The 23,405-nt window shown below is 42.6% G+C and carries 21 protein-coding genes; 15 read left to right on the top strand and 6 right to left on the bottom strand.

Annotated features, from left to right (window positions below; all coding sequences use genetic code 11):
* Positions 1-254: 254 nt before the first annotated feature.
* Both U2718_RS22195 and U2718_RS22190 read left to right on the top strand, forming a co-directional pair.
* Positions 255-2,555, top strand: a complete 2,301-nt coding sequence (locus U2718_RS22195) for an FAD/NAD(P)-binding protein (protein WP_342002348.1) — start codon at positions 255-257, stop codon at positions 2,553-2,555.
* Between the two features lie 309 nt (positions 2,556-2,864).
* Entirely contained in the window at positions 2,865-3,245 is a 381-nt protein-coding gene (locus U2718_RS22190) for a hypothetical protein (RefSeq protein WP_342002347.1), read from the top strand.
* A gap of 155 nt (positions 3,246-3,400) precedes the next feature.
* On the opposite strand, the gene U2718_RS22185 is transcribed toward U2718_RS22190, so the two are convergent.
* Positions 3,401-4,090: an SDR family NAD(P)-dependent oxidoreductase gene (locus U2718_RS22185; RefSeq protein WP_342002346.1), complete on the bottom strand. Its 690-nt coding sequence runs from the start codon at positions 4,088-4,090 to the stop codon at positions 3,401-3,403.
* A gap of 336 nt (positions 4,091-4,426) precedes the next feature.
* Here U2718_RS22185 and U2718_RS22180 point away from each other — a divergent pair, with 336 nt between their 5' ends.
* Complete coding sequence (locus U2718_RS22180; RefSeq protein ID WP_342002345.1) at positions 4,427-5,032, top strand: nitroreductase family protein; 606 nt, start codon at positions 4,427-4,429, stop codon at positions 5,030-5,032.
* A 60-nt stretch (positions 5,033-5,092) separates the two neighbouring features.
* Here U2718_RS22180 and U2718_RS22175 read toward each other — a convergent pair whose 3' ends face one another.
* The 4 genes from U2718_RS22175 to U2718_RS22160 form a co-directional block, all read right to left on the bottom strand.
* A complete protein-coding gene (locus U2718_RS22175) occupies positions 5,093-5,968 on the bottom strand; it encodes a bile acid:sodium symporter family protein (RefSeq protein ID WP_342002344.1) in 876 nt (291 codons plus the stop codon).
* Positions 5,969-6,060: 92 nt separating this feature from the next.
* Positions 6,061-8,418: an arylsulfatase gene (locus U2718_RS22170; RefSeq protein ID WP_342002343.1), complete on the bottom strand. Its 2,358-nt coding sequence runs from the start codon at positions 8,416-8,418 to the stop codon at positions 6,061-6,063.
* Positions 8,408-9,469: a formylglycine-generating enzyme family protein gene (locus U2718_RS22165; RefSeq protein ID WP_342002342.1), complete on the bottom strand. Its 1,062-nt coding sequence runs from the start codon at positions 9,467-9,469 to the stop codon at positions 8,408-8,410. Before U2718_RS22165 ends, U2718_RS22170 begins: the two co-directional genes overlap by 11 nt.
* A gap of 392 nt (positions 9,470-9,861) precedes the next feature.
* On the bottom strand, positions 9,862-11,151 hold the full coding sequence (locus U2718_RS22160) for an MFS transporter (protein ID WP_342002341.1): 1,290 nt from the start codon (positions 11,149-11,151) through the stop codon (positions 9,862-9,864).
* Positions 11,152-11,196: 45 nt separating this feature from the next.
* Here U2718_RS22160 and U2718_RS22155 point away from each other — a divergent pair, with 45 nt between their 5' ends.
* The 5 genes from U2718_RS22155 to U2718_RS22135 all read left to right on the top strand — a co-directional run bounded on the left by U2718_RS22155 (position 11,197) and on the right by U2718_RS22135 (position 16,203).
* Entirely contained in the window at positions 11,197-11,376 is a 180-nt protein-coding gene (locus tag U2718_RS22155; protein ID WP_342002340.1) for a hypothetical protein, read from the top strand.
* A gap of 252 nt (positions 11,377-11,628) precedes the next feature.
* Complete coding sequence (locus U2718_RS22150) at positions 11,629-13,257, top strand: FAD-binding protein (RefSeq protein ID WP_342002339.1); 1,629 nt, start codon at positions 11,629-11,631, stop codon at positions 13,255-13,257.
* Complete coding sequence (locus U2718_RS22145) at positions 13,254-13,652, top strand: ferredoxin family protein (RefSeq protein WP_342002338.1); 399 nt, start codon at positions 13,254-13,256, stop codon at positions 13,650-13,652. The genes U2718_RS22150 and U2718_RS22145 overlap by 4 nt, the downstream gene beginning before the upstream one ends.
* A gap of 106 nt (positions 13,653-13,758) precedes the next feature.
* A complete protein-coding gene (locus U2718_RS22140; protein ID WP_342002337.1) occupies positions 13,759-14,805 on the top strand; it encodes an ABC transporter substrate-binding protein in 1,047 nt (348 codons plus the stop codon).
* 129 nt (positions 14,806-14,934) lie between these two features.
* On the top strand, positions 14,935-16,203 hold the full coding sequence (locus U2718_RS22135; protein WP_342002336.1) for an MFS transporter: 1,269 nt from the start codon (positions 14,935-14,937) through the stop codon (positions 16,201-16,203).
* A 15-nt stretch (positions 16,204-16,218) separates the two neighbouring features.
* Here U2718_RS22135 and U2718_RS22130 read toward each other — a convergent pair whose 3' ends face one another.
* Positions 16,219-16,431, bottom strand: coding sequence for a hypothetical protein (locus tag U2718_RS22130; RefSeq protein ID WP_342002335.1), 213 nt, complete (start codon positions 16,429-16,431; stop codon positions 16,219-16,221).
* A gap of 433 nt (positions 16,432-16,864) precedes the next feature.
* Between U2718_RS22130 and U2718_RS22125 the strand changes: the two genes are divergently transcribed.
* From U2718_RS22125 to U2718_RS22095, 7 genes are all read left to right on the top strand, one after another.
* Complete coding sequence (locus U2718_RS22125; RefSeq protein WP_342002334.1) at positions 16,865-17,536, top strand: glutathione S-transferase family protein; 672 nt, start codon at positions 16,865-16,867, stop codon at positions 17,534-17,536.
* A gap of 88 nt (positions 17,537-17,624) precedes the next feature.
* Positions 17,625-18,524, top strand: coding sequence for a CmcJ/NvfI family oxidoreductase (locus U2718_RS22120; protein WP_342002333.1), 900 nt, complete (start codon positions 17,625-17,627; stop codon positions 18,522-18,524).
* Between the two features lie 139 nt (positions 18,525-18,663).
* Entirely contained in the window at positions 18,664-19,563 is a 900-nt protein-coding gene (locus tag U2718_RS22115; protein WP_342002332.1) for a DMT family transporter, read from the top strand.
* Positions 19,564-19,598: 35 nt separating this feature from the next.
* Positions 19,599-20,291: an HAD family hydrolase gene (locus U2718_RS22110; protein WP_342002331.1), complete on the top strand. Its 693-nt coding sequence runs from the start codon at positions 19,599-19,601 to the stop codon at positions 20,289-20,291.
* A gap of 166 nt (positions 20,292-20,457) precedes the next feature.
* Positions 20,458-21,240 carry a sulfite exporter TauE/SafE family protein gene (locus tag U2718_RS22105; protein ID WP_342002330.1) on the top strand — a complete coding sequence of 261 codons (783 nt, stop codon included), beginning with the start codon at positions 20,458-20,460 and terminating at the stop codon, positions 21,238-21,240.
* Positions 21,241-21,301: 61 nt separating this feature from the next.
* Positions 21,302-22,528 (top strand): MFS transporter, encoded by a 1,227-nt coding sequence (locus U2718_RS22100; RefSeq protein ID WP_342002329.1) that lies wholly within the window; start codon positions 21,302-21,304, stop codon positions 22,526-22,528.
* Positions 22,529-22,703: 175 nt separating this feature from the next.
* Positions 22,704-23,180 (top strand): NUDIX hydrolase, encoded by a 477-nt coding sequence (locus U2718_RS22095; RefSeq protein ID WP_342002328.1) that lies wholly within the window; start codon positions 22,704-22,706, stop codon positions 23,178-23,180.
* The last annotated feature ends 225 nt before the right edge of the window (positions 23,181-23,405 follow it).

Below are 23,405 nucleotides of genomic sequence, written 5' to 3'. Positions count from 1 at the left end.
CCGATTCTGTCGATAAGTTTTATCACAGCATCACATCACTAACTTATCATGTAGCAACAAAAGGAATAATTACTGTGCAATCCAAAACTACGGTTAATTTATCAATTAAATGTATTTAATGCCTGAAAGCAGGGTATTATAGGAATTTATATAAAATAAAGTCTTAATTCTTTTAGCTGGGTTGGAAATACGTTTAGTCCCGGCAGATAGACTTTATGAAATAGGCGTAACTATTGATTCTAACTAAAACCGCCATGAACCCTAGTTTTTTAATTGCCCATACTCCAACCACGATCGCTATTGTTGGCGGAGGCTTTAGTGGTTCTCTAGTCGCTACCCACTTATTAAAAACTGCAAGCCAACCCCTTACCATCAAGCTGATTGAGCGCAGTCAACAAATAGGTAAGGGAATTGCCTACAGCACAGATACCAACTGTCATTTGCTGAATGTATCGGCAGGCAATATGAGTGCATTTGCTCACGATCCGGGGCATCTGTTGCGTTGGCTTCAGTACAACCACAATGAGTTAGCAGCATTCTTTCCAGAAGAAGTCAATGCTAGTACCTTCATACCTCGTAAGGTCTATGGTTTATATATTCAATCGGTTTTAGCAGAAGCAGAAGCAACAGCACCTAGTGATGTTCGACTAGAACGCTTAACCGATGAAGTGGTAGGGATACAGCCTGAAGGAACAGGCACGATCATATCTCTGCGTAGTGGTCGCTGTTTTGCCGCAGACAGAGTAGTGTTGGCATTGGGAAATTCACCCTCTACACCTCCGGCAATTGACAATGCAGACAGTCATGAGCAAAGTTATCTACGGAATGCTTGGTCAGCTGATGCCCTAGCCGATCTTGATGCTGATGCGCCTGTGTTGCTAATTGGTACGGGACTGACGATGGTGGATATGGTTTTATCTCTTCACGATCGCCAACATCGGGGCAAAATTTATGCTGTGTCTCGACGAGGATTGTTTCCCCAAAAACATCAAGCAGCTCAACCTTATCCCACCTTCTTGACTCCAGAAACCTCACCAAAAAGTGTGCGCGGCTGGTTGCGTCGGCTACGTACTGAGGTGGAAGTTGCAGCTGCCCAAGGCTACGACTGGCGAGCGGTAATTGATTCTCTGCGTCCCATCACTAAGCAAATCTGGCAAAAACTACCGACTGTGGAACAGCAGCGTTTTTTACGTCATGTGACACCCTATTGGGATATGCATCGTCATCGCATTGCTCAACAAGTAGCAGATGTCGTCACCCAAATGCTGGACTCTGGGCAACTCACCATTTCTGCCGGGCGAATTCGAGAATATCAAGCTTTGCCTGACGGTGTAGCAGTGACTGTGTGCCAGCGCAAAACCCAGGCTAATACTATCTTGCACGTTTGCCGGGTAGTAAATTGTACAGGTGTAGCAGCAGATTATCGCCGATCGCCTCATCCCCTGGTTGCCAATTTGCGATCGCAGGGATTAATTCGCCCCAATGCGATCGGCTTAGGACTAGATACAGATGCCCGCGGTGCTATATATGCAGCAGACGATAAAGTTTCAACACTGCTTTATACCTTGGGAACTCCGCGTAAAGGTGATTTGTGGGAAACTATTGCTGTTCCAGAATTACGGCTACAAGCACAGGAATTATCCAAGACTTTGTTACAGTCACTGCCAGTGCGTGTACGTCCTATTCCTACTATGCCTTTGTTAAATCAGGAAACAGGCGATCGCACTTCAGAGATACTCCAGTCAAATTTACTATTTCGTCAATTTTTTGACCCTGAAACCAGTAGCTACACTTACCTGATTGCCGATAGCAAGACAGGAGATGCGGTTCTAGTCGATCCTGTCTTAGAGCAAGTAGACCGCGATTTGCAATCATTAGATGACCTGGGATTAAAGTTACGCTACTGTCTGGAAACTCACCTTCATGCCGATCACATCACAGGGGCAGGCAAACTCAGGCAAAAAACAGGCTGTCAGGTGATAGTTCCCCAGAACACTGCTGTCACGAAAGCCGATCGCTCCCTTGTCGGTGGGGAAATCCTCGAAGTGGGATCTGTAATCATCGAAGCAATTTTCACACCCGGCCACACCGCCAGTCACATAGCATATTTAGTGAACAAAACCCATCTGTTAACTGGGGATGCCTTATTTATTCGTGGTTGTGGACGCACAGATTTTCAGGGAGGCGATCCTGGAACTCTATATGATGTAGTAACGCAACGCTTATTCACCTTACCAGACGATACCTTGGTGTATCCCGCCCATGACTACAAAGGACGTACAGTCTCCACCATTGGCGAAGAAAAGCGCCTCAATCCAAGATTTAGCGATCGCAGCCGCAGTCAATTCATTACAATCATGAATAATCTCAAATTGAGCTATCCCCAAAAGATGAATGCCGCTGTACCTGCGAATGAATACTGTGGTGATTTTATTCCTCAAGAAAGCGCTCAGACAGCAACTAGTCCGGCTACAGATGAAGAACAGAAACAAATAGAACTCACAGTCATGACTAATACGGAAATCTACAATGATTACTTTGCTATGTATATTTAAACCAGGCGAAGATGAAATTAGTGATGTTTGACATTGATGGCACTCTCACTGAATCTAATAACTTAGATGATGAATCATATTTACGTGCATTGCATGAAGTATTCGGCTTTTCACAAATCTCAAATGATTGGACATCATATACTCATGTAACTGAATATTTGTATATTAAAGGAAGTTTGTCAAAGTCAACTTGGTCGCTTTCCTTCATCTATAGAAGTTGAGACATTTCAAAAACGTTTTTTAGAATTGTTAATTGATGGTGCAAAAGCACGCGATGGGATTAAAGCGATACCAGGTGCATTTGAGATATTGAAAAGGCTACTTGTATCTCCTGAGCATGAGTTAGTCTATGCTGGAGGAGGTTGGGCTGCATCAGCGATATTCAAGCTCAAGTCTGCTAATCTTCTTATTGAAAATATTCCCCATGCTTTCTCTGATGACGACGATTCCCGTGAAGGAATCATGACGATTGCACATTCTAGAGCAGAAAAGTATTATAGTCAGATGTTTCCTAATGTTGTTTACGTCGGCGATGGTATTTGGGACATTCGTTCTGCTAAGAAATTAGGATATTCATTTATTGGTATTGCTTCTGGTAATGAAGCCCAAGCCTTATACAAAGAAGGAGCAACTTATGTTTTTCCTAACTATAATGACTACAAGAGTTTTTTGGCAGCATTATCCAATTAGTTTTCAAGGGTTTGGTGCGTTAGACTAAAGTCATAACACAACGGCAGTTTTGCGGGAAGAAAATCTACATCGCAAACTGTCTCCCCTATAAATACTTAACTTTTTTTCAGAAATTAAACTGGATTTCTATAGATAAACAAAGATATCTTTTAAAATTAAAATTTTTCTACCCAAGGTCGCAATTCAACTTCCCATGTCCAAGCACTGCGAGGTTGGCGGAGAATGTTAAGGTAGGTTTGAGCAATCGCATCTGGATCAAGTAACCTATCTGGTTGATCGTCTGGCTCTATCCGGGTAGCAGAACGAATTGCCCCGTCAATTACGAAATGCGCTACATGGATATTCTTAGGAGCCAGTTCACGAGCAATGCTTTGAGCCAAACCTCGTAAGGCAAATTTACCCATCGCAAACGGTGCAGACTGAGGATAACCTTTAACACTGGCAGAAGCACCTGTAAAAAAAATAGCGCCTTCACCTACAGTCAACTGACGTTTCGCAGCTGCTTGTGCTACCAAAAAGCCACCATAAGCCGTTATTTCTAGTGTTTTGGCAACATCGGCAGGGTCAAGTTCGACTAGTGAACCTCGTACCCGCCAGCTAGGATTATATACAACTACCGTTGGCGCTCCTAGTTTGCATTCAACATCATGGAATAGCTGGTTCACGTCATCTGGTTTAGATGCATCAGCAGCAAAACTGACGGCTTCAATCTCATCAGATAAACCTTTAAGTTTATCTATTTGTCGTGCTGCTAGTGCAACAGTGAAACCTTCCTTTGCAAACAAACGGGCGAGGGATGCGCTCAGTCCGCTTCCTGCGCCGACAATTAATGCTGTTGTTGACATTGCTCAATTTCTCTTAGACACTTGTTTAGCTTTGAAATTGAAGATTTTCTTCTTAGAAGCAATCTGTGATTAGCCTAAAACCTACTTCCATATCTACCCTTGCTTTGGTCAACAGCTAACACTTGATTGACCTATTATTCATGCAGTACTATAAACTAACTACTAATTATCTATCAATCTATCGTATTATTTAAATTTATTGTTCAAAAATATAGTCTTCTTGACTTTTACAAGGCGTTTGCAACCGCTATCAACATAGCAATCAGTATTGCACTCATGAATATGTCACGCCTGCAAATTTAGATAAATACTCTATCAACAAGGAAATCCCTGAATATGGCTGAGAAACTTGCTCAAACACAATACCCTATTCATGAATTGATTCGTAGTCGTTGGAGTCCCAGAGCTTTTGCCGATCGCCCTGTTGAGCAAGATAAACTGCTCTCTGTGCTAGAAGCGGCTCGTTGGGCACCTTCTTCCTACAACTATCAGCCTTGGAGTTTTATCGTTGCCACCAAAGATGAGCCTACGCAATATAGCCTTTTACTTAGTACTTTGATAGAGTTCAATCAAGGGTGGGCAAAAAATGCTCCCGTACTCATCATTGCTGTTGCTCAAACAATCACCAATGATGGAAAAACCAATCGACATGCATTTCATGATGTCGGATTGGCAATCGAAAACTTGGTAATTCAAGCAACTGCTTTGGGTTTATCTGTGCATCAGATGGCAGGATTTGATGTAGATAGTGCCAGAAAACAATACCAGATTCCAGATGGTTATGAGCCTGCAACTGCGATCGCAATCGGTTATGCTGGCGATCCACAGAGCCTTTCTGATGGGCTACGCGATCGTGAACTGGCACTCCGTGTCCGCAAACCCTTAAAGGAATTTGTCTTTACCGAGCAATGGGGTAACACTTCGCCTTTACTGTTAGACTAAAGTCGATTTTCTTAAGAAACACAGGCAGTGGGGAAGCTACTAGGTTCTAAACATAAGGTTTTATGAAAGTTGTGTCTGTTCTACTTCTAAAACCTTTCCTTCCTCAATGACTGTGAATTTTGGCCCAGCAGTGAGAACTATCACCATCATTAATATACTTGTCACCATGATGATACTCACCACGCTTGGATCGTCAAAATTGCTCGTACCCACTAATAATGCTGCGGCAAAATTGCGTTGAGCCGTTCCAACTCCTAGCACTCGCTGGGTATCGATACCAGGCCCGCCTAAAAGATAACCTATGCTAAAGGAGAAGAGAATAAATACTGCACAAACAAAGATTGTACCTGTTTTTAATAAGCCGATGATATCGTTAGTATGAATTACTAGTCTAATTACTAGACCTAAAAGTAATCCAGCATTAGATAATTTGAATAAAATCGGCTGAAGAGTGGGAGCGATCGCAGCAAATTTAGCTTTAATAAATAACCCAATCAAAAACGGGCTAACCATCATCAACAATAAAGGTTCAGCAATTTCCCAGGAGTTGATTTGTACCCCTTGCACAACTAAGGGCAGTACAATCGGCATATAGAAGATTGTGCCTAGCATAAGTAACATCATTAATCCTACAGAAAAAGCTATATTTCCTTTGACTATGTGAGCTAGTTTAGGTAATGCTGGAGGCCCTGATGCTACCGCCATAATCAGCAAGCCATCTCTTAGTGGTTCACTTAGATGTACTACTTGCAGCAGTAAATATACAAACAGCGGCACTAGTACAAAATTTGTCAGCAGAGATAGTATGACTAGACGGGGGTTGCGCAGTGGTTCCCAAATCTGTTGTATGGTCAGACCTAAACCTGCACCCAACATGGTGAACACAATAAATGTGAAGAGTGCAAGTTTATCAGTTACTGCTAAGATTTCATTCATGATTGGTGAGGGGATTATGGGCGATGGGGAATGGGGATTGGGGACTGGGAACTGTGCTCCCTGCTTGTTCTCCCTCATCTCCCCAATTTCTACTACTTCAACTCAAGGGTGACTTGCTGTAAGTTGTCGGTGAAGGCAAAGGGTACTTGGTAGGAATCCACAACGGGAGTACCTGTATCTCTACCGATATCAAAAGTTTCGTCTAGGGCTAGACGGTAAGCGATGGTTTTTTCAACGCGTCCTTCGGCTACCTGTTGATTATTGATGAATAGTTTCCCGGTTCCGCCTGCACCAACAGCACCGCCATCATAATCAAAGTTGAACCGGAGTGTAGATTTACCGATGGGTAGTTTTTCGGGGGATTGGATAATGTAGTGAGCAGCATTGGCATAGTTGTAGGCATAGGTGGGCTTACCATCCTCAAGAAAAAAACTCCAACCAGCAAAGCGTCCGCCTTGAGTTAAGAGAACACCCTCAGCTACCCTTTCCGGAATTTCTACATTAGCTGTGATGCTAAAGGATCTATTTTTCAGGTTTGGAGCGCTACCTTCTGGGATGCCAACCGCACCAGGATAGTAGGTAAAGGTCGTGCGTCCGGCGGTGAAACTGGGGCGGGTTTTGACATCAAACCGTTCTAGAGCGCGATCGTCCAATGGTAAGACATTGTACTTGCGGGCTTCTTTAAAAAAGAGCTTTTGCAGTTTTTCTAGCTTGTCGGGATTCTCTTTTGCTAAGTCGTTCGCTTCGCTAAAATCTTCTGCAATGTTATACAGTTCCCACGGATCTGCATCAAAGTCAGCTTTTACTGTCCGTTCCCAAGGTAAGCGTCTATGACGAGCCGCCGCCACCCATCCTCGATCGTAAATGGCTCGGTTGCCCAGCATCTCGAAATACTGAGTTTGACGATGGGAAGGAGCATCAGGATGATCGAAGGTATAAACTAGGCTAGTACCTTCAATTGGTTTTTGCTTGACACCATTCACTTCTTTGGGGGTAGTAATTCCCGCTACTTCTAAAATGGTGGGTGCAATATCAATGACATGATGAAATTGGCTGCGGATTCCACCTCGTCGGTCTTTAATACCTTCACCCCAAGAAATGACCAAGGGATTACGAGTTCCACCAAAGTGAGAGGCGATTTGCTTTGTCCATTGGAAGGGACTATTAACTGCCCATGCCCAAGCCGCAGGAAAATGGTTGAATGTCTTGGGGCTACCCAATTCATCATAAGAAGCTAGCAGTTGTGATAGATTTTCGGGTACACCATTGAAGAATTTCAATTCATTGACCGTACCTGTTAAACCACCTTCTGCACTAGCACCGTTGTCTCCGACTATATAGATGACTAAGGTGTTATCTAGTTCACCAAGTTGAGCAACTGTATCAATCAACCTGCCAATTTCATAATCTGTATGAGCTAAAAATCCGGCAAATACCTCCGCCATGTGAGCAGAGAGTTTCTTTTCTTCTGCTGAGAGGGAATCCCAAGCTGGCAGTTCTTTGGGGCGGGGAGTAAGTTTGGCATTAGCAGGAATTACACCCAGTTGTTTCTGACGAGTAAAGATTTCTTCACGTAATTTATCCCAGCCTCGATCAAACTTACCTTTGTACTTGTCAATCCAAGTTTTGGGGGCGTGATGGGGTGCGTGGGTGGCTCCAGTAGCCAGATAGGTGAAAAAGGGTTTGTCTGGAGCAATGGATTGTTGGTTGTGAATCCAGGCGATCGCATGGTCTACTAAGTCAGGAGTGAGATGATAATCTGGCTTATTGGCTGGTTTCTCTATTCGTTTGGTATTTTCTACCAGGGCAGGACTCCACTGGTTAGTATCACCACCAAGAAAACCGTAAAAGTACTCAAATCCCAATCCTGTAGGCCAACGATCAAAAGGCCCAGCGGCGCTAGTTTCATAGTCTGGGGTGTTGTGCCATTTACCAAATGCAGCCGTGTTATAACCATTTTGCCGCAACACTTCGGCGATGGTAGCAGCACTTTTGGGCAAAATTGCTGTGTAGCCGGGATAACCTGTGGCTAATTCCTCAACTACCCCTGTATTGACTGAATGGTGATTGCGTCCAGTTAAAAGTGCTGCCCTGGTAGGTGAACACAGGGCTGTGGTGTGGAATTGGTTGTAGCGTAGTCCTCTTTCGGCTAGGCGAGTCAAATTAGGAGTTTCCACCGGGCCGCCAAAAGTACTGGCTTGTCCAAAGCCCACATCATCTAATAGCACTAGCAAGATGTTGGGCGCTTTGGCTGGGGCGGTAATTGGTTGGGGAAAATCTGGCTGTGACTCTTTGTAGGTGATGCCGATTTTACCCTTGAACTCTGGTGGGGTAACAGGTAAAACTTCTGATGTGGCTGCTAGGACAGGGCTATTTACCATCAACAAAGTGATGAGCAAAGATAAGGCGATCCCCTTTGCTATTTTTGATAGCTTGTATTCAGACTTCATTCTTCATCCTTTCTGTAGTCAAGTTCTTAACTAAGCGAAATCCAATATGGGTTGTACCAGTATCGGGCGTTTGAGATTCTCGTGCTGCTGGACGGAAGCGACTGCAATAGTTGGGCGCACACAGATAAGAGCCTCCTTTAATAACGTGTAAAGCGCTTTCGGTAGGTTTATTCGGATCAAAACTTTGCTGTGGGCCTGTAGGATTAATACTGTGGGTTTTGTCATTATGTCCTGACTTATACCAATCAGAAGTCCATTCCCAGACATTACCTGTGATGTCATAAAGACCATAAGCATTGGGTGGAAAGGAACCAACTGGAGCAATTCCTACGTAACCATCACTTTTGGTGTTGAAAAAGGGAAAAATTCCTTGCCAGGTATTGGCTTTTTTCTCAGAGTATTGATTGCCCCAAGCATAAGTTGCACCATCTAACCCCCCACGGGCGGCGTATTCCCATTGGGCTTCTGTAGGCAATGATTTTCCTGCCCATTGGGCATAGGCTACTGCATCTTCGTAGGCAATGTGAACAACTGGATAGTTATCTTTACCCGCGATCGCACTTTCAGAGCCAAAGGGATGTTGCCAATTTGCTCCAGTCGTCCAATGCCACCAACTCAGCAACTTTGCTCCTGGCTTTGCCATTTCAAACACTAAGGAGCCCGGTAATCTCTGCTCATCTGGCAAGTCGGGAAACTGTTCTTTGGGTAAAGGTCGCTCTGCAACTGTTATATATCCTGTTGCTTTGACAAATGCCGCGAACTGTGAATTTGTCACCTCATATTTATCAATACAAAAAGAACTAACTGTTACCTCTTCAGCCGAGAGTTCTTCTCTCAAACCAGAATGAGTTGATCCCATTGTGAATGTGCCTGCTGGAATCATTGCCATTCCTGGTAGACAGGGATTAGAGGTGGTGGCATCGGCAAAGGGAATTATAAATAGGAGCGCGATCGCTACTCCTTGAATGAATATTAGTGTTAGGAAATAAAATTGTTTCCCATATCTAATCTTCGGAAGATTACCTCTTTCAACTGAACTTTTATAGTTCATTAATTCCTTAACAAGATTTGACTTTACTCAAAACTTACGTAAGTCTGAAAAAATTAATACTGAGTTTATCCAAAAATAATCAATATAAAATAAATCAATTCAAAATTACAGGACTTACGCACGAGTTATGGAATAATAAACCACAGAGAAGCCAGTACGCCCTTGCGGGTTAAGAGACTTGTAGCAACTGGCGCGACGCTGAGAACACGGAGTCAAGAGGTTTTTAGAGGGATTTTCCGTAAGTCCTAAATTCTTCAATAGAAGAACTAATTGCTAATAGAAATATTTTATTGTTCTTGAAGAATACTAAAAATTGATAGATTTACCGATGTTAAATCTAATATTGATAAATTACATCTTGTGAAAAAATAAGTCAAGCATGATTGGGCAATTCAAGGTGTTGCCGGGTTGGATAACTCGCCACTGGAATTGGTTTTGAGCTTAATCCAACTTGTCAACAGGGGCAACTTTCGGGAAAACCAGACCGCCTGTCCAAGGCAAACAATTCCACACCCCATCACCGTATTTGGCGCACCGATGTACTGTGCCAGAATGCCTGCGAGCAAGTTACCCAAGGGCAGCGTACCAATCACAGCCAGAGAATAGAGACTCATGACTCTGCCCCGCTTATCATCTGCTACTAGAGTTTGGACAATTGTGTTACTACAAGCAACCTGGAGCATTCCCCCACCACCCACAACTACCAACATCAGCAACGACAGCCAGATTTCTCTGGACAAACCAAAAGCAATTAACCCCATGCCAATTGCGACTGGACACAAGGCAATTAACTTTTCTAACCCCAACACTTGCCGACGCAAACTAAGATAGGCACAGCCAATGACTGAACCTCCAGAATTGGCCGCACTCAACAAGCCCATTGTCCCCCCGCCACCTTTGAGAATATCAGCTGCAAAGATGGGAAGTAGTGCCATGTGAGAAATGCCAACTAAACCATGCAATGTCAACAGCAATAAAATAGTCCGAATTGGCACTGTACTGTAGACATAACTAAATCCTTCTTGCAATTTCTGCCATGTGTCGTTGATTTGGGGTGTATCTGGTTGGAGAGTTGGTTGCAATCTCATCGCTGTTAGTGTTAGCAGGGCGATCGCGTAACTAATACTGTCATAGAGAAAACAATATTTGGCTCCAATAGTTGCCAGCAAGACACCACCGATCGCTGGGCCAATAAACAAAGAACTACTAAGCATGGCAGAATAGAGAGCGATCGCATTGCCCAAATCGGCTCTATCGTCCACTGTTTCAATCACGATCGCATACCGAACTGGCATATCCAATCCCTTCAATAATCCTCCCAAAATACTGACAAACATCAGCAATCGGAAATCGACAAACCCCAAAAAGATAAGTGTGGTTAGGGTAAAAGAGAGAATAATCCCCAACACTTGCACCAACATCAGCAAATCTCGCCGACTCCAGCGATCGGATAAAACGCCGGAAAATGGAGCGAGAAATAATGTCGGTACAAATTGCAGAAACCCGGTTAAACCCAACAACCAAGCAGAATTAGTCAAGTCATAAATCAACCAGGAAATCGTCACCTGAGTCATGAAGGTTCCTGACAGGGACAAGGTTTGTCCACTAAAGAAGAGCCGAAAGTTACGTGACTTGAATGCGGGTAAATAAAAATAAATCTTCTTTTTTAGCCAGAACCCCACTGCTTATTGCCTCCCTAAACCTTCTTACCACGAGCATAAATAAAGTTGAATCACATCATTTGTCATGGTGTGTCTCCGGTCTTTGGACTCGTGCGATCTGCTGATATAGGATTACACGCCATACTGCTTAAACTATGCCCAGAAACATTGACAGCCATCTTTAACCCAGACAGATTAGTTTTGGGGCGATCGCATCTTCATTTATTTAGGTTTGCTAATTATTAGTAAAACATAAAATTAGTAATTCATAAATTTTATTGCTGAAAGGCTTGAATTTTATCTGGGGTCGTGTAATACTGCTAAACAAATCACCGATAAATCGGTAGATAAGTAGTATTTTAAGCTTTGTTGTAAATACTGTAAAAACTGTAAGAACAATTCATTCAAGTTTTTCAAAGGCAATGCACAGCTGGCTTTTCTTAGTCATGCCTGTGTTTTTAATAGGTATTACTAGGTTAAATAGAGGGGTGAGAGCTAGTGAGCACCAGTCAATTAGTGTCTGAGCAAACATCTGCTACTGTCTCCGATCTAAATATAGAGGCTGATGTCTTAGTTATTGGTGGTGGCCCGGCGGGTGCTTGGGCAGCTTATAATGCGGCGGTTCAGGGAGTCCGAGTTGTTTTAGTAGACAAAGGCTACTGTGGTTCTAGTGGAGCAACTGCATCAGGTGGAACCAGTGTGTGGTATGTAGCTAACCCTGAGCAACGGGAAACTGCGATGGCGAGTCGGGAAGCTCTAGGAGGGTTTTTATCTGAGCGATCGTGGATGGAGCGAGTTTTGGATCGAACTTATGCAAATCTGCATCAGTTAGGTAGCTGGGATTATCCTTTTCCTTGGGATCAACAGGGAAAACCTTACTACCGTTCGCTTCAGCAAGGGGCAGAATATATGCGCTTGATGCGTAAGCAAGTCAACAGAGCCGGAGTGCAAATTCTGGATCATAGCCCTGCCTTGGAATTACTGATGGATCAGGAAGGAGCAGTAGCTGGAGCGAAGGGAATACGTCGTCAAGCAGGTGGACGCTGGACAGTAAGAGCCGGAGCAGTTGTAATTGCCACTGGTGGTTGTGCTTTCTTGAGTAAAGCTCTAGGTTGCAATGTCCTAACTGGAGATGGTTATTTAATGGCAGCAGAAGTTGGGGCGCAAATGTCAGGGATGGAATTTTCCAATGCCTATGCCCTTACCCCTGCCTTTGCTTCTGTCACTAAGGGAGCTTTCTATCGCTGGGCAACATTTACCTACGAAGATGGCACAGTCATTGAAGGCGCTGGTTCTCAAAGAGGACGCTCTGTAATTGCCAAGACATTACTAACTCAACCAGTGTACTGTAGTTTACACGAAACCCCAGAAGAAGTCAGGGCTTGGATGCGAACTATCCAGCATAATTTCTTCCTACCTTTTGACCGGAGTGGAATTGATCCCTTCACCCAACGTTTTCCAGTCACTCTACGTTTGGAAGGCACAGTACGGGGTACTGGCGGGATTCGGATTGTGGATAATTCCTGTGCTACCTCAGTACCCGGACTTTATGCAGCTGGCGATGCAGCCACACGGGAATTAATCTGTGGAGGCTTTACAGGTGGCGGTAGTTACAATGCTGCTTGGGCAATGTCTTCTGGCTATTGGGCAGGGCAAGCAGCAGCTGAATATGCTTGTCAATTGGGAGCAAAAGCAAACCAAAGACAGGTGCATTCATTTGGACAGACAGCCGTTAGTTCTGAAAGTAGCCATACTTTTAACCCCCAAGAAATTATCCGCGCTGTGCAAGCAGAAGTATTACCCTACGATCGCAACCTCTTTCGTACCGAACGCGGTTTGAAAGATTCCCTAGAACGGCTGCATACTTTGTGGCGAGAAATCCGCTATAGTGCTGCCCCAGCAGATAGCCAAGCATTACCAGCAAGAGAAGCTGCTGCAATGGTTGCTACTGCACGTTGGATGTATACTTCAGCACAAGTAAGAAAAGAAACTCGTGGAATGCACAAACACCAGGACTATCCCCATCAAGATTCTAACCAACAATATCGGTTAATTAGCGGTGGACTAGATACAGTCTGGGCCAAGCCTGAACAAGAACTAGTGAATAGGGAGTTAGTAGCACTGTGATTGAATTAATCAGTGAATCTCGCTGCATTAAATGTAATCTTTGTGTCACTGCCTGTCCTACCAATGTTTTCGATGCAGTACCGGGACGTGCGCCCAAAATCGCCCGCCAGAGTGATTGTCAAACTTGTTATATGTGCGAACTTTACTGCCCCGTAGATGCATTGTATGTCGATCCCAATGCCGAGCGATCGGTTCCAGTGGATGAAGATACTTTGGTAGCAGCTGGCTTGCTTGGCAGCTATCGGAAAAACGTAGGCTGGGGAAAAGGACGCACCCCAGCCGCTAAAAATGAGAAGTCTGCTTACTACTATCCAGTTATGCAAAGTAGCAACAACCTGACTACAGATGCTCAAGGCAGGATTCTTCCTTGGGGAACACAGCAGACTAATTCGTAATTGAGAAATTTCCTAGTAGTGCGTCAAGTTTAAAAGTGTTCAGTTCCCCGGCTTCTTCAAGAAATCGGGGAACTACTCGTCACCCACTGTCTCTATATTCAGTCTTATGAGTACCTACGCACTTGAGCGCGGTTTTCTGAATCGTCTTTTAGCTTCAGTCACAACTGTTGCACTTTTATTTACCCTCACCAGTTGTACTTCCCAACAAAGCCAGTCAAATAACTCAGCAGTAGCCTCATCAAATACTAAAGCAAATCCAGCAGAGGCGAAAACACGGGTTCTACGAGTCGGCTTCATCAGTTCTGAAAGCAAGTTGCCAATAGGGCCTGAGGGTTGGGCGCTGAAAAAGGGGACATTAACTCCAGCACTCAAAAGCTTGGGCATAACTGAAGTAAAGTTTTTTCCCTTTGTAGGAGGCCCATCTCTAAATGAAGCTCTAGTCAGCGATCAATTAGATATGGGTTTGTATGGAGATACTCCAGCTCTAGTAGGTAGAGCGGCAGGGCTTCCAACTCGATTGATTAATCAAACGCGGGTTGGTCAAAATGCCTGGTTAGTGACCAAGAAAAATGGCCCGCGCTCAGTAGCACAACTCAAAGGTACGAAGATAGGAGTTGCAAAAGGCACTTATCCGCATCGATATCTAATGGGTCTGTTAGACAACAAGGGACTGACTAAAAATGTAAATGTAGTGCAAATTTCATCTGCCGATGCCAAAGCAGCACTTGAGCGAGGGGATATTGCAGCCTATCCATTTGCGATGGGAACTGGGCCAATGTTAGTTGCTCAAGGATTTCCAGTCATCGATCAAGCTAAAGATCATCAGGGATTGGTAGGGACAGGGGTAAGTGTCGTAACGGAAAATCTCCTTTCTCGTTATCCACAGTTGCCGCAAAAGTGGAACCAGATTAGACAACAAGCCTTACAAGATATCAAAGCAAGTCCAGAGGAATTTTATCAGTTTGCGGCTCAGGCAAGTGGGAGTGTACCATTGGTGATCGTTAAGGAATCTTATCCACTAGACCTTTATCCGACTGAGCCTTTTACACCGCAAGGATTGAAACTACTGAATTCGACAAAGCAGTTTCTAGCCGATCAGAAATTGTTGAAGTCAGATTTTGATATCAAAGATTGGCAAATCTCGAATCCCTAAAATTTTTTTAACTACAGAGGCACAAAGAACACAGAGAATTCATTAAGAGATTTATTACTCACCTTGACAGGACTAGATGAGGTTAACCCATACTCTAAACCTTGCGATTACTAGATTTTATACGCCTCTATGAAGTTACTAAAGCAACTGGCATTCCAGCTTAATCTAGATCTACCTGCTTTTAGATCGCGTAATTATCGCCTCTACTTTGCTGGACAAGGTTTGTCTATGACAGGCAACTTCATGACCCAAGTAGCAATTCTGTGGTTGATTTATCAATTGACTGATTCGGCTTTACTGTTGGGATTAGCAGGGTTTTTTGGACAACTGCCAGTATTTGCGCTAGCTCCAATTTCAGGTATTTTAGCCGATCGCTACAATCGTCATCGCTTGTTGCTCTTACTTCAGATTGTCGGTATTTCTATATCTGTAACTCTGACAGTGATTACATTTTTGGGTTGGGCAAATTTTTGGACATTGCTGGTTCTGAGTACATTGTTGGGTTTGCTGAAGGGGTTAGATGTACCTGTACGTCACGCATTTGTTAGTGATATGGTTAGTCGTGAACTGATGGGAAATGCGATCGCTCTGAATGCAGCTTTCCTAAATGGTGCGCGTTTGTTTGGCCCTGCAATTGGTGGTGTTTTGATTGCTCAGTTTGGTGCAGGATTCTGCTTTGTTTACGATAGCCTCAGTTATATTGTGGCTATCTGGGCAATCTCTGCTATGCAAATTACACTACATCCCGTGGAAATACAGAAAGGCAATACCTGGCAAAAGTTGAAAGAAGGCTTCCTGTATGCCTATTACTTCCTACCTGTGCGTTCTATCCTGCTGTTACTAGCAGTAGCTAGTTTAGTCGGTATGTCTTACACAACACTTCTCCCCATTTTTGCAGTAGAAGTTCTGCACGGAGGCTCGGAAACCTTAGGCTTTTTAACTGCCGCAGCAGCAATGGGATCGGTGTTTGCTTGTGTTTACCTAAGCTTTCGCCATCGTGTAGTGGGTTTAGAAAGACTCATCGCTTTTTCTCCAGCCATTATGGGAATTGGTTTCATCTTTTTCTCTATCTCGCAAGTCTTCTGGATTTCTCAGTTAGCTTTGGTTCTGGTTGGTTGGAGTTCTACTCTTCAGGTAGCTGCTAGTAATACAGTGCTGCAATTTATTGTGGAGGATGGCAAACGAGGTAGGGTGATGAGCTTTTATGCTATGTGTTTTATGGGTATGGCTCCTTTTGGTAACTTGCTAGCAGGAACTCTGGCGTATTATTTGAAAGCTCCTAATACACTGATTTTAGGTGGTGTAGTTTGTATCGTGGGTTCGGTGCTATTCATGCAACAATTGCCCCAGATGGTGAAGCTAATTCAGTTAGGGACAAAGCAAGTGGCAAATCATTAACTTTGGATTTTCAACTCATTCTGATTTAATCAAGATAAACTCACCCAAAATTAACGACACTAAAATATTAGACGAATCCACATCCTCTACTTGAATCAACCATCGTTGGTTTGCTTGATTATTTGAGTTTGACTCTCGACCATAAACTATCCCATATTTTCCCGCTACATAGGTGGGATATAAAATCTGAACTCTATCTCCTACTTGAATACGCTCTGAGTTTTGCAAGCCTGCTCCTCAAGTTATTGGCTTTAGTAATGATTGAAGCTTGTTTATTTAGTAATTCTTAAATAAAAATTAACTAATTCATAATCTAATTTTTGTTATGAGAACTTTTGTGCCAAAGCACGAAGAATTTTTGGTGTGATTCCAGCCCATAATATGAGCTTCCAATTTAGATAATTTATTTAGATGAACTAAGATTTAGCTATACATAAAATTGTTCTTTACAAAAGATTCTATTCTCGAAAAAACTGTATAATATCTAAACTACGTTAAATAGACCGACAAACTGTAATATATCATCTAACTGACGTACACACCTGCCAGTCAACTATTTAACTGCACTAATCAACACATCTCGCTTCCGTATTATTGCTTCAGTTTGAGTTGTGCAATTTCAAATAGCCTGTATTCACGATAATTACAAGGAAAGAATTTCATGAGTAACATACAACTTTACTTTGCCAAAGCATCTACCTTCTCTCAACGCACTCGTGTAGTCTTACTGGAAAAAGGCATTGACTTCACCCCCATAGAAATTGATTTACAGAACAAACCAGATGGATACACCCAGATTTCGCATTATGGCAAAGTTCCAGCTATCAAACATGGGGATGTTGCAATCTACGAATCTGCCATCATCAATGAATATCTAGATGAGGTTTTTCCTGAACCACCGTTATTACCCCCCGATCCCGCCAAAAAAGCGATCGCTCGCATCTGGATCGACTACGCCAATACTCGGTTTGTCCCAGCCTTTAATAAATTCCTGCGTGGAAAAGATAGTCAAGAGCAGGAACAGGGGCGCAAAGAATTCACCGAAGCACTTCTATATATTGAGCAGGAAGGATTAGGCAAAGGTGATTACTGGTTGGGAGAGCGGTTTAGCCTAGTTGATATCAGCTTCTATCCCTGGTTTGAACGTTTACCACTACTAGAACACTTCCGCAAATTCACACTACCAACAGAAACGTCTCGTTTGCAGACATGGTGGAATCTGGTGCGCGATCGCTCCTCAATTCGAGCAGTGGCAAATCCTGTGGACTTCTATTTGCAAAGATTCGCCAAAATTCTTGGTGAACCTGTTTCCGTTGGTGCAGCACAAAAATAGGACACAGGAATGTGGTGATGGGAGTGAGGATTCATTAACTCTTGAGTATTAACTAAATAAGTAACCAAAATCTCAAAAGGAATGAACTATGAGCTTAAACAACCAAGTTCTAGAAAAATCTATTTCCCAAGAACTGCCATACGTGGAGGCTAACCTCACTTACCTGATCCCAATGGCAGAAAAACCTGTTAACTACACCTACGAACCACCCGCAGGGATTCCTCGCAGCAATGGAACTTATCAGACGTACAAGTTGCCAATTTACAATGCTCGTTCTATCTCAGAGAACATCTTGTTAGATAGGGAAGGTTTTGCGTTTACTCGACATCGTACCAGTGTCCGCGACTTCTACGATGAAGAGGAATTACGCCGCGTTTACTACCCAGAAGCCGAGCAATTATTACAAGAGGTGACAGGTGCAACGAAGGTGGTGATATTCGATTACACCCTCCGTAATGCCAGTCAGTCAAAGCCAGGTGAGAATAGTATTAAAGAACCTGTCAGACGCGTACACAATGACTTCACTGCCAAATCTGGCTATACTCGCGCCTGTTTGGAATTAGCAGCGCGAGGAATAGATGATGCAGAAATTGATACACTATTGCAACAGCGCTTTGCCATAGTTAATGTTTGGCGAGCGATCGCTAAACCAATCCAAGAATCGCCATTAGCAGTGTGTGATGCGCAAAGTATTGCGTCAAAGGATCTTGTGGCTGGCGATCTCGTGTACCGCGATCGCATCGGCGAGACATATGCAATAACGTATAATTCAGAACATAAATGGTTTTACTTTCCGCAAATGCACAGAGAGGAGGCACTATTGATTAAGTGTTTCGATTCTGCAACAGCATACGCACGTTTTGCAGCCCATACTGCGTTTGACGATCCAACTAGTCCGCCAGATGCGCCTCCACGGGAGAGTATTGAGTTGCGGACGTTTGTTTTTTACGGTGAAAATCGAAATTTTTTAAACGCAAAGGCACGCTGAGTAAGCGCAAAGGTACGCTGAGTTTTTACAATAATAGAGTGCAAAGCAATATTTTCAGGTCTCAAGAAACCTTTGTGGCGAGTTGGGTATTCTGACGGTTCTTCTGTCCTCCTTTGTCTTGGCGTTTCATAACATTACTGTGCGAGTTTTGTTTTCAGAACATCTTGTACTGGGTTTATTTTTAGTTGGTGGATACGTTAAACCAGATTTGCAGAATTCATTCTTGCTGATGTTTATGCGAATGCTGTTTGTGGTTCCACTGATGGCATCTCTAACATTCAAGCTATATCCATCTGCCCTAAAAGAATTTCGAGAGTTGTTCAGCCGCAAACGCACTGATGTTTTGATCCAAGCATTGGGCTGTGGAGTGCTGATGTTTGTATATATTGCCTCACTCTATATTGCGATTGGCTTAATTCCTACTGGAATTGCTATGACTGTGTTCTTTACCTATCCCGTGTTTACGGCGCTGCTTGCTTGGAGATTTTTTGGCGATCGCCCTACGCTCTTGGGTTGGCTGGTGATGGGGATTATTCTGGTGGGTGGCGTTTTAACTATTCCCCAATCTTCTGCTGTTTCCGGCACTAATGAAATTATGATTGGCATTTTTGCTAGCGTTGGTGCCGGGATTGTTTACGCCTTTTATAACATCATTGCCCAAAAATGTTTGGAAAAATTCCATCCAGTTCCCTTTACCTGGATTAGTTTTGCTTCTACTCTATTGCTTTCTGGTGTGTGCTTATTATTGTGGCCGTTTCCTAGTAGTCAACTTGATTGGACACCTCTGTGGATTGGCAGTATTTTTTCGGGAGTAGTCAGTTTTATTGGACACACTTTGAATAATCTGGGAATTCGGATGATTGGTGCAACTACTGCCTCAATGATCGGTTCTAGCAGTCCAGCATTGACGGCGCTAGTTGCATGGGCAACAATTAGCGAAACTTTAAACGTGATTCAAAGCTTGGGAATTGGTATTGTCACATTAGGTATCGGGCTGCTGAGTGGAGAAGGCTTTATACGTAGGCGTAGTAATTTATAAAAGTCTTCTAAAGTATGAATTAAAAATCATGAGATATGTCTGCTTCTGCTATCCTTTTTGATTTAGATGGAACTTTGACAGATCCCAAGCTTGGTATTACTCGCTGTATTCAGTTTGCTCTATCTGAACTTGGTCAAAAATCACCTGATGCTGATGAATTACATTGGTGTATTGGCCCTCCAATTAAAGATAGTTTTTCGCTACTATTGAATACTTCAGATCACACAGTTTTGGCACAGGCAATTTCACTTTATCGCAGTCGCTTTGCCACGATAGGATTATTTGAAAACTCCCTTTATCCTCAGATTTTAGAAACATTAGATACTATTTGTTTTGCTGGTTATAGAATCTTTGTTGCGACTTCTAAACCACATATTTATGCCACTCGGATCATTGAACATTTTGGCTTGTCGTCGCTTTTCGATGGTGTTTACGGTAGTGAACTTGACGGAAGCCGGAGTGTAAAATCTGAGTTGATTCATCACATCTTAGTAACAGAACAGCTTTCTCCTTCGGCTGTGGTGATGGTAGGCGATCGCTCGCACGACATAATCGGAGCGAAACGCAATAGCATTACTGCAATGGGTGTCACCTACGGTTACGGAACTGAGGAAGAGTTAAAGAAAAACGGTGCTGATTTGATTGTCCATACTCCAGATGAAATTGCCAGATTACTTGTTGATGGCTATGAACTGAGACTAGAGACTCATGTTAAATGCAAAAATTAGAAAAGCAAAACAATCAGATGCGCATATCAACGGGAATTTTATCGTAAACAAGGCTGGATTGAACGTGAAACCGTTGCCAACTTTATTTATACATTCAATCCATAATCACAATCATCTTTCGTTATTTTTTCCTTAACCTCACCCAAATATTTTTCATCTGGTGAACATGATTGATTCACACCCTGTAACAATTTTCCATAGTTTACTTTTATTCAGCACTGCCTTCTTAGCAGGTGGACTTAATGCTGTAGCCGGTGGTGGGAGTTTCATCACTTTTCCTGCACTGATTTTTATAGGTGTTCCGCCTGTCATAGCTAATGCAACAAACAATACAGCTATTTGGGTAGCTGCTTTAGCTAGTGCAGGAGCCTACCGTAAAGATTTGGGTATTCAACGCCAAGTTTTCTTGCTCTTGTGTGGTATTAGTCTCATGGGTGGTTTTATAGGCTCTGTAGCTTTGTTGTATACTTCGCCAGATATATTTAGAAGACTGATTCCATATTTATTATTATTGGCAACCCTTGTATTTACTTTTAGCAATTCTTTCAAAAGATGGGTACAAATTCAAAGCCAGAAAGCAACATCTGATTCTGTACCTTTATTGAATTTAGTTTTAGCACAACTAGCGATCGCAATTTATGGTGGTTTTTTTGGCGCAGGTTTAGGAATTTTAATGCTGGCAACTTTATCATTCTTAGGTATTAAAAGTATTCATACAATGAATGCCTTTAAAACATTTTTAGGCAGTTGTATTAATGGCATTGCTATTATTCCGTTTATTTTTGCAGATGTAATTGCTTGGCAGCAGGCAATTTTGATGGCAGTAGGTGGTTCTTTGGGTGGTTATTTAACTGCCAACTATGCGCGTAAACTTGAACCTCATTTAATTCGCAGATTTGTCATAGTTGTTGCTTTTAGTATGACCATCTACTTTTTTGTACGTGGCTAGGGAGTAGAGGCTGGAAACTTAGGAATGATGTATAGCGACAGATACCAAAAAATCACAAATTATGTTCCGTGCTTTTCGTTCTAGGAATTTTAGCTTGTTCTACACAGGCCAGGTGATTTCTTTAATTGGTACGTCAATGACTCAGGTTGCTACTAGTTGGCTTGTATATCGCCTGACTGATTCTGCTTTGTTATTAGGTGTAGTGGGTTTTGCCAGCCAAATTCCTACATTGCTTTTAATTCCTCTAGGAGGAATCATTGCCGATCGCACTAATCGTCACCGCATTCTGCTTGTCGCTCAAAATTTGGGGATGCTGCGGTCTCTAGCTCTCACATGGCTGGCTCTGAGCGGTACGATTAACATCTGGTACATTGCTTTTCTTGGTGTGTTGTTAGGGATTATCAACGCCTTTGATATTCCCACTCGGCAAGCTTTTCTACCGGAAACAGTTAGTAAAGAAAATCTCGGTAATGCTTTGGCTTTGTACTCATCTCTTGTGAGTGTGACGAGTATGGTAAGCCCAGCGATCGCAGGTTTGTTAATTGCAAGGTTGGGAGCAGGGCTGTGTTTTTTGCTCGATAGTATTAGTTACATTGCCGTAATTATTGCCCTCCTAGTAATCAGACTTGCTCCTAAACAAGCTGTCATTTCTAAACGTAAACCGATAGAAGAATTGAAAGCTAGTTTTAACTATGCTGTAGGATTTTTGCCAATTCGGTCTATCTTGATTGGTTCAAGTTTAGTCTGCTGTGTCTGGGGATTTTACTTAGCTTTAGGGCCGATTTTTGCTAAAGAGATTTTGCACGGCGGGCCTAACACCTTCGGTTTCTTGATGACAGCATCCAGTTTAGGAACCTTAGCTGGTGGTATCTATTTAACTAGGCATCGAAATGTACATGAATTGGGCAAAGTTTTGGCATTGGGTATAGGTTTTATGGGTGTGAGCTTGATTGCCTTTGCTCTATCCCGTGGGTTCTGGCTTTCCTTCTTCTCACTGTTGACATCTGGTTTCGGTTTTATTTTGCAGATAATTGCCGGACGTACTTTACTTCAGTTGTTAGTCAGCGATGAAAAACGCGGGCAAATCACAGGTCTTTATGTGATGGCCTCTACAGGTGCAGTCCCGTTAGGTAACTTGATAGCTGGCGCATTGGCAAGCCGCATCGGTGTTGTCAACACTGTCATCTTCGGTGGAAGTATTTGTATTGCAGGTTCAATCATCTTTATGCAACAAATTTCTACTTTCCGTGACTTAGTTCGCTTGAACTTAAATGTAGATAGTTCTTAACGCTATTAGAGAAAGAAGCTCAATTATTAGTTATTTAAATTCATTAGAAATAATTACTTAGATTAATCAAAACATTTCTGCCTTAACTCATATGCTTTCATTTAATTGGACTCTATTAAATTATAAATATCTAGTACAAGATAAATGGCTATCATTAAGAGTTGACACCTGCCAAATGTCAGATGGTAAAATAGTTGAGCCTTTTTATGTATTTGAATATTCACCTTGGGTAAATGTTGTAGCTCTAACAAATAATCAGGAAGTTGTATTAGTTGAACAATATCGTCACGGTATTCAAAAAACAGTTTTAGAATTTCCTGGTGGCTCTATAGAAGCAGAAGATATTTCTCCAGTGGAAGCAGCCAAACGTGAATTGTTAGAAGAAACAGGATATACAGGCAAAAATTTTTTAGAGATAGGTAAACTATCACCTAATTCAGCAACTCACACTAATTTAATTCATTCTTTTTTAGCCACAGATGTTGAGCTGACAAGTTTTGTTAAATTAGATGTGACAGAAGATATTAATGTGGTTTTACTCCCACTAAATAAAGTTATTGAACTTATTGATAGCGGTGAATTTTTTCAAGCATTACATGTTAGCTCATTATTTTTAGCTTTAAAAAAGCTTGGCAAATTGCAAATTACTTAATTACAAATTTGACTTCTATTTACCAATCAACTATTCATAAAGGGAAAAATTATGACTTCAACAATTTCATTTGACCGTGTATCTGATATTTACGATGCTACACGGGGATTTCCACCTGGAATCTCTGAACAAGTGACTGATTTTATCCTCTTTAGCTGGCTATAGTCATACCTTACCGCGCTATGGTGCAACAGAAGAAGAAGTGATCGCACAGTTGCACGAACA

The organism is Chlorogloeopsis sp. ULAP02 (assembly GCF_038404745.2).
GTDB lineage: Bacteria > Cyanobacteriota > Cyanobacteriia > Cyanobacteriales > Nostocaceae > Chlorogloeopsis.
Note: the sequence above shows the minus strand (reverse complement) of the source record. Positions and strands in the feature narration are given on the sequence as shown.